The sequence below is a fragment of the Pseudomonas sp. P5_B2 genome (assembly GCF_056400445.1).
This window is the reverse complement of sequence record NZ_JBFULH010000952.1, coordinates 1-1,252: the sequence shown is the minus strand read 5'-3', so window position 1 is coordinate 1,252 and position 1,252 is coordinate 1. Positions and strand designations below refer to the sequence as shown.

Annotated in this window: 1 protein-coding gene; it reads right to left on the bottom strand. The window is 57.4% G+C overall.

Features of this window, described 5'->3' with window-relative positions:
• Positions 1-125: 125 nt before the first annotated feature.
• Positions 126-1,252: tricarballylate/proton symporter TcuC (gene tcuC / locus AC1DRJ_RS28250; protein ID WP_477805039.1), on the bottom strand; the 1,127-nt coding region annotated here is incomplete at its 5' end.

The following is a 1,252-nucleotide window of genomic DNA, read 5'->3' as shown; positions in this document are numbered from 1 at the left end:
CACCGGAGGTCATCACGCGGATTTCTTCCGCTTGGACTGTGGTGCTCAGACCGAGGGTGGTCAACAAGGCAAAGGCGGCAAGATTGAATAGCTGTTTCATAATAGTTTCTCGAAAACTGTCGGGATCAAGAGATCGCTGGTTGTAAGCGACCGGTCGCACGACGATAGAGGTAGAGCGTCGCGCACAGGGCACAGAGCGCCGCGAAACTCATCCAATAGCCTGGTGCTGCCTTGTCGCCGGTGTACTGAATCAGGAAGGTCGATATGGCCGGTGTGAAACCGCCAAACACCGCTGTGGCCAGGCTGTAGGCCAGCGAGAAACCGGCGACGCGGACTTCGACCGGCATGATCTCTGTGAGCGCCGCAATCATCGCGCCGTTGTACAAACCGTAAATGAACGACAACCACAGCAAGACCAACAGCATGTTGACGAAGCTTGGCGCGTTGACCAGATAAGTCAGCGCCGGATACGCGGTGGCGAGGGTCAGCAGCGCCATGGCGATCAGAACCGGACGCCGACCGATACGGTCAGATAATGCACCGCCAATGGGTAACCAGAAGAAGTTCGAAACACCCACCAACAGCGTCACCAACAACGCATCGGATGTGCTCAGGTGCAGCACGGTTTTGCCGAATGTTGGCGCGTACACGGTGATCAAATAGAACGCGGTGGTGGTCAGTGCGACCATCATCATCCCAGCAAATACGATCACCCAGTTCTGCGCGAGGGTACGGAACACATCGCCCATACTCGGCCGGTGCTTGCGCGCGGCGAACTCCTCGGTTTCTTCCAGATTGCGACGCAAGAAAAAGATGAACGGGACGATCATGCAGCCGACGAAAAACGGAATTCGCCAGCCCCAATCGGCAATCATCGCAGGCGCCATCCACTGGTTCAGTCCGTAGCCCAACGCTGCTGCGACGATGATCGCAACTTGTTGGCTGGCCGATTGCCAACTGGTGAAAAAGCCCTTGTTGCCGGGCGTGGCAATTTCCGAGAGGTATACCGAGACGCCCCCCATTTCCGCACCGGCCGAGAAGCCTTGCAGCAAGCGACCGATCAGCACGATGGCTGGGGCAAACAGTCCGATGGTTTCGTAACCTGGCACTAACACAATCAGGATCGTGCCGCTGGCCATGATCGACAGCGTCACGATCAAGCCTTTGCGCCGACCTACATCATCGATGTAAGCACCCAGCACCACCGCGCCCAATGGGCGCATCAGGAAGCCAGCACCGAACACTGCAAAGG